Consider the following 6,638-nt stretch of genomic DNA (forward strand, 5'->3'; position numbering starts at 1 on the left):
CGCCATCCTCGACCGAACCCAGCATCATTCAAAGCGGACGTTTCACGACGATGCCCTTTCTATCACGGAAAGAGGGCTAATATCGGTGCTGCGGGACGCCCGACCAGTCCGTCCCGGCCCGGCCCGGCCCGCCTCAACAACGAGTGGAGGACTCATGAAGATCGCCGTCATCTACAACCGCGAGTCCCAGAAGGTCATCAACCTCTTCGGCATGCCCAATCGCGAGAAGTACGGTCTGGCCGCGATCCGGCGTATCCTCGACTCGCTCAAGCGCGGGGGACATCAGGCGATCGCGCTCGAGGGCGACAAGGACCTGATCGACAATCTCGAGGAGTTCATGCCGCGCGCGCTCAAGGGCGAACGTCCCGGGATGGCCTTCAACCTCTCCTACGGCATCCAGGGCCAGGCCCGCTATACCCATGTCCCCGGCATCCTGGAGATGGTCGGCATCCCCTACGTCGGCTCCGGCCCGCTGGCCCACTCGCTCGCGCTAGACAAGGTCGTCGCCAAGATGCTGTTCGTCCAGAACGGGGTTCCGACCCCGGAATTCGCGGTGCTGGACGCAACCGGATTCGAGATGCCCGACCTGCCCTTCCCGCTCATCGTCAAACCCAAGAACGAGGCGGTCTCCTTCGGCATCCAGATCGTCAACGACGAGGCCGAGCTGCGCGCGGCCGCCGATGTCATCTTCGAGCAGTTCGACCAGGCGGTGCTCGCCGAACGCTACATCGACGGCACCGAGATCAACGTCGGCCTGCTCGGCAACGGCGCGAGCCTGGAGACCTTCCCGCCCGCCGAGCTGATCTTCGGCGAGGGGGGACCGAACATCTATACGCTCGAGGACAAGAGGCGCCAGTCGGGCCGCGAGATCCAGGTGCGCTGTCCCGCCGGGATCGACGAGTCCAAGGCGCAGCAGGCGCGCCAAATCGCCATGCGCGCCTTCAACGTGCTCGGCTGCTACGACTGCGCCCGCGTCGACATGCGCATGGACGCGGACGGCAGGCTCTACGTGCTCGAGATCAACAGCCTGCCGAGCCTCGGCGAGCACGGTTCCTATGTCGCGGCGGCGGAGGCCGTCGGCCTGGACTTCGCCGCCCTCATCAACCGACTGGTCGAGGTGGCCGCCGCGCGCTATTTCGGCACCCCCGCCCCACCCGAGCTGGCACCCAAATCCAAAGATCCCAAGAGCCTCGTCTTCGCCTATCTCACCGAGCGGCGCGACCGCCTGGAGAAGCGCGTCGAGACTTGGACCGGGATCGGCAGCCGCACGGAGGACCCGGTCGGCATCCGCATGGCCGCGGACATGCTGGGCGAGACGCTGGACGAGATCGGACTGCGCCTGCAGCCGGCGCTCGGCGATCAGCGCGACGTCTGGACCTGGGAAACCCCGGCCGGTCTGGACGGAGGAACCCTGCTGATCGGTCACCTGGACGTCCCCGTCAACCCGATGCTGGGTCGGGCGCACTTCCATCGCGATCCCGAGTGGCTGTTCGGCGAGGGCGTCGGCTCCTCGCGCGCCCCGCTGGCCATGCTGGAATACAGCCTGCGCGCGCTGAGGACCGCCCGGCGTCTTTCCCGAATGCCCTTGGGCGTCGCCATCTATGCCGACGAGGGCCGCGACTGCGAGGAGAGTACCGACATCCTCCAGCGCGCCTGCGCGCGCGCCGGCCGCGTACTGGTGCTCAACGCGGGCAACGAGGGCGAGCGGCTCATCACCGCGCGACGCGGTCAGCGCCGCTACCGGCTGCAGGTCGAGGGCAAATCGTTGCGTCTCGGCCAATCCGGACGCGCCGCCGAGGTCATGCGGGTGCTCTATGCCAAGCTCGAAGAGATCACGGCCCTGACCGACCGCAAGGCCCGAGTCGCGGTGTCTGCCGTCGACATCCGGCCCGAGGCATTTCCCATGCGCCTTCCCCACCGGGTTCAGGTGAGCCTGCAGGTGTCCTACCCGGATCTGGAACAGGCCCACGCGCTCGACCGAGCGATGCGGCACATCCTGCGCGGGGGCGGTGTCCACTGGGATCTGGCCCTGATCGCCGACCGCCCGCCCATGCACGAACGCCGCGCCAACACGGCGCTGGAGCACCGGCTGCAGAGGATCGCCGAACAGTGGGGCATCCCCCTCGGCAGCGAATCCTCGCTCTGGCCCTCGGTGGCCGGGCTGGTCCCGGATGCGGTGCCGGTCGTCTGCGGCGTCGGCCCGGTGGCGCGCGAGCTCTACACCGGCCGCGAATCGGTCTCGCGTATCAGCCTGGTCCAGCGTACATTGCTGCTGACCCAATTCCTGCTCGACGCCGGCCATGAGCGCTAGACAGACCCGCAGCCCGCTCTACGAGGACCTGCTCGATCCGGGAGACCGCCGCGTCGTCTATCCGCAGCGGGTCGGGGTCGCGGCCAAGGGGATGGTGTCCACCCAGCACTATCTGGCGACCGAGGCAGGTGTGGCCATGCTGGCATCCGGCGGCAACGCCGTGGACGCCGCCGTCGCCGCCGCCTTCGCCCTGGGCGTGGTCGAGCCGGCGGCCTCGGGGCTCGGCGGACAGACCATGATGCTGCTCAGCCTGGACGAGGCTGGGCGCAAGTTCTGCCTGGACGGCGCCACGCGAGCCCCGCACCGTACGCCCCCGGGCGAGCTGGAGCGTGCCGAGCAGCTGCGCGGGCATCGCGCGACCACGGTGCCCAGCACCCCGGCCGTGCTCGCCTACGCCCTCAAGCACTATGGCACCAAGTCGCTCGCCGAGGCCCTGGAACCGGCCATTGGGCTCGCCGAGCGCGGCTATCGCGTCTCGCCCCTGCAGCACCACCTGACCCGACGCGAGCTCAAGCACCTGCGGCTCTTTTCCGGGGGACACTTCTTCCTCAAGGCCGGGAAGACGCCCTATCCCATCGGCGCCCGCTTCCAGCAGCCGGTGCTGGCCGCCACCCTGCGCCGCCTGGCCGAGGCCGGCGTCGAGGATTTCTATCGCGGAGAGATCGCGGCCAAGATCCACGCCGACATGGTCCACAACGATGGACTGATCCGCGACGACGATCTCGCCCAGATCCCCTGGCCAACCGAGCGCCGGCCGCTCGCGACCCATTTCGGGCCGTCGCGCGTCTTCACCTTCGGACCGCCCGGTGCCGGCCGCACCCTGATCGAGGCGATCAACCTGCTGAGCCAGTTCCCCGAGGCCCAGCGCGATCCCGATTCGCCGCGCGGCGCCCTGCTGCTCGCCCACGTCATCCGCAAGGCCAACCTCGACCGGGCGGACCGCCCCGAGGACCCGGCCCTCTTCGCCCAGGAGCTGGAGCTCGGTGAGGACATCACCCATCTCGAATACGCCAAGCGCGTCGCCAAACGCATCCGGACGCGCATCCGATCGAGCGGAGAGACCACCCATCTCTCGGTGATGGACGCGGCCGGCAACGCCGTCGGGCTGACCCAGTCCATCGAACGGGTCTACGGCTCCTTCGCCGCGAGCCCCGAGCTGGGATTCCTCTACAACAACTACATGAGCGCCTTCGAGTACCAGGACATCACACATCCCTACTATCTGCGCCCCAACGCCGTGCCCTGGGCCTCGGTCGCCCCGACCATCGTCTTTCGCGGTCCGCAGCCCTGGATGACCGTCGGCTCGCCGGGCTCCGAGCGCATCGTCTCGGCCATCCTCCAGGTCCTGCTGCGACTCGAGCGCGGCGCCACCCCCTTCGACGCCGTCGAGGCGCCCCGGCTGCACTGCTCGGTCAAGGGCAAGGTCTCGCTGGAAGGCACGCGCATGCGCGACGACATCCCGCGCCTGCTGCGCCGGCATGGCTTCGAGGTCGAGATGCGCGACCCCTATTCCTTCTATCTGGGCTGCGTGCAGCTGGTGCTGCGCGAGGACGGCGGCTTCGTGGGCGTCGCCGATCCGCGCCGCGACGGCTCGGCCGCGGGTCCCCCGGACTGAGCCGTCATGGCCAGGTTACCCCTGCTGATCTCGGTTCCCCATGCAGGCCTGCGGATCCCGCCCGAGGTCGCCGCACTGAACCGCCTGACGGCCCGCGAGATCGCACATGACGGAGATGAGGGCGCCTGGGAGATCTACGCCCCCCTCAAGGATCATGTAGCGGCCTTCGCGACCAGCGACATCGCCCGCGCCTTCGTCGATCTGAACCGCGCCGAGGACGACATCCGCAAGGACGGCGTGGTCAAGACCCACACTTGCTGGGACGTGCCCATCTACTGCCACCCGCTGTCCGCGGAGCTGATCGAGACACTGCTGGCCCGCTATCACCGCCCCTATCACAAACGACTGACCGACCTGGCCGATTCCGGCGTCATCGCCGGTGTCGACTGTCACACCATGGCCGCCATAGCTCCGCCCGAGGCACCCGATCCCGGATGTCCGCGTCCAGCCGTCTGCATCGGCGACGCCAACGGCGCCTGCCCGCACGACTGGGCCATGGCACTGGCCGATTGCTTCCGCGAGACATTCGACGGCGAGGTCACCCTCAACCGCCCCTTCTCCGGCGGATTCATCACCCGCCATCACGCCAAGGAGATCCCCTGGATCCAGATCGAACTGAGCCGGGGCGGCAGCGCATCCTTCGAAATCAAGGGCGCTCAAGTGCTCCAGTCACTGTCCGCCTGGATTGCCAGAATCAGCCGACAAAGCTAGTGCCAGCATTGAACGAGATTAGATCTCTTTGCGCCCTTCGCGCCTTTGCGGTTCCAATTCCAATTCAGGCATCGTTCACCCCCTTGATGAGCGAAACCGCCTGATAGGGCAGCGCCGGATCCACCTGCCAGCGGACATCCTTCTCCCGCGCCAGCTCCAATAGATGGGCGACCTCCGGGGCCTCCGGATCGCGGATGAGGATGCGTTCCGGCACCCGGCGCAGCAGAACGCGTGTAGCCTCGCCGATGCCGGGCTTGATGAAGTTTTCGTCGCGAATCCCGAAGGCGGCGCGAACAGCCTCGAGCATCGCCGTCGAGCGCGCCCGCGCCTTTGCCGGATCGACCGGCCGATCGTCAGGCGCATAGCCCTCGGCGATCAGTCTGCGCGCCTCGGCCAGCAATTGCTCGATGAACCAGATCGAAAGGTCGGCGTCGGCGAACTCGCGATAGTAGACGCAGCCGTGGAAGTCGTCGGGCCCGATCCGCTCGTTGAGGATGGAGCGGCTGACGAGTCCCGACATGGTGGCGTTCAGGATGCTCGACGGAATCAGATAGTCGGCGTCCGAGGGGGCGACACCGACGCCGGCCAGATCGGTCAGGGCATAGAGCGCCGGATCCAGTCGTACCCCATGATCGCGCTCGAAGTCTGCGAGCGCCCGGCGCAGCTCGCGCGCGATCACGCCCTTGCCGGTCCAGCCGTCGACGAAGAGGACCCCGGCCGGATCGCGCCCGGCCCGCTCCAGGATATAGCGCAGGGCATTGCGGTCGATCCCGCGGTCGCGGATGATCGAGATCGAATAGTGCTCGGACGCGCGCCCGAAGTGCTCGCTCAGCACATGCTTGAGCGCCACCCCGACCGGTGTGCCGGCGCGTGCCAGCGAGACCAGGCTGATCTCGTCGGGACGGCGCGCGGCGAGGATGGCCGCCAGATCGAGCACGCCACGGGCCATGGGCTCCAGCCCCATGGCGAGGGCGCGGTGGAAGACTTCCAGATAGCGTGCCGAGGGCAGCGATTCGCGGCTGAGCATCTCGCTGTAGTGACGCTGGCCGCTCTGAATGAGACGCTCCTTCTCGGCGACCTCGATGGGGTCGACGTCGATCGTCTTGAGCAGGAACTGGACGTCCTCGGGGCGATAGCTGCCCGAAAACGGCTCGTTCCACGATGTTTCGTTGGTCATGGGGATCGGGGTTCGTCTTCTGTGGCCGGGGGCCGCCACCCGTCGCCAATCCGGCCCCGAGCGGCGGCAAGGTCGTCCCTGATGCGATCGGGCATGATTCGATTCGGGTAGAGTCGCAGACCCGACCATGTTCAATGGGGAAATCGACAATAAACCATGCCGGAGCGAAGTCAAAGCGGTCGGCCCTCGAACGAAACGAATGCCTCGTCGCCGATGTCGCGAGCGAGAGAAAGCCCCTCAGGAACGCCCGTCGATCAGATGTGACCTGCGACGGGGATCGCTACGACCAGACAATCGGTTCCGCGGCCGCATCGGCCGTTTCCGGAGGATTGTCCCGGATCGGCGCCGAGATCGGGCGAGTGCCGGCCATGGTCTGACCGGCACCATCGCCCGCCGGCTCGAGCCACCGAAGCAGGATGCCGTACAATTCCTCAGGCTCCACCGGCTTGGCGACGAAATCGTTCATGCCCGCACCGATACAGGCCTGACGATCCTCGGCGAAGGCATTGGCGGTCATGGCCAGGATGGGACGGTCACGCCAGCCGGGAAGGGCACGGATCGCCCGGGTAGCGGCCAGCCCGTCCATCCGCGGCATCTGCACATCCATCAGGATCAAGGCGTAATCCCGGTTCCCGGCCTTCTCCATGGCCTCGACGCCATCCGCTGCCGTGTCCACCTCCAGCCCCACCTCCGTCAGAAGCTCGAGCGCCACCTCCCGGTTGACAGGATTGTCCTCCGCTAGAAGGATCCGGCGACCGGCATGGCAGTTGCGCAAGACGGCCTCGACCCCCTTCGGGTGCTCATCGGCGGGGGGGGGGGCCTCC

General features: G+C 67.6%; 5 protein-coding genes. 3 read left to right on the forward strand and 2 right to left on the reverse strand.

Translation table 11 applies throughout. From position 1 onward, the window contains the following. Positions 1-154: 154 nt before the first annotated feature. From D779_RS12620 to D779_RS12630, 3 genes are read left to right on the forward strand one after another with little or no spacing between them, the layout of a single operon-like run. Positions 155-2,311 (forward strand): ATP-grasp domain-containing protein, encoded by a 2,157-nt coding sequence (locus tag D779_RS12620; RefSeq protein ID WP_043754544.1) that lies wholly within the window; start codon positions 155-157, stop codon positions 2,309-2,311. Continuing rightward, positions 2,301-3,926, forward strand: a complete 1,626-nt coding sequence (locus tag D779_RS12625; RefSeq protein WP_052348102.1) for a gamma-glutamyltransferase family protein — start codon at positions 2,301-2,303, stop codon at positions 3,924-3,926. Before D779_RS12620 ends, D779_RS12625 begins: the two co-directional genes overlap by 11 nt. 6 nt (positions 3,927-3,932) lie before the next feature. Continuing rightward, positions 3,933-4,637 carry an N-formylglutamate amidohydrolase gene (locus D779_RS12630; RefSeq protein ID WP_052348103.1) on the forward strand — a complete coding sequence of 235 codons (705 nt, stop codon included), beginning with the start codon at positions 3,933-3,935 and terminating at the stop codon, positions 4,635-4,637. A gap of 64 nt (positions 4,638-4,701) precedes the next feature. Here the strand turns inward: D779_RS12630 and D779_RS12635 are convergent, their stop codons facing one another. Together D779_RS12635 and D779_RS12640 are read right to left on the reverse strand one after the other, a co-directional pair. Further along, complete coding sequence (locus D779_RS12635; RefSeq protein WP_043754545.1) at positions 4,702-5,814, reverse strand: cysteine protease StiP family protein; 1,113 nt, start codon at positions 5,812-5,814, stop codon at positions 4,702-4,704. A 280-nt stretch (positions 5,815-6,094) separates the two neighbouring features. Then, positions 6,095-6,638: response regulator (locus D779_RS12640; RefSeq protein ID WP_043754546.1), on the reverse strand; the 544-nt coding region annotated here is incomplete at its 5' end.

The sequence above is a fragment of the Imhoffiella purpurea genome (assembly GCF_000585215.1).
Lineage (GTDB): Bacteria > Pseudomonadota > Gammaproteobacteria > Chromatiales > Chromatiaceae > Imhoffiella > Imhoffiella purpurea.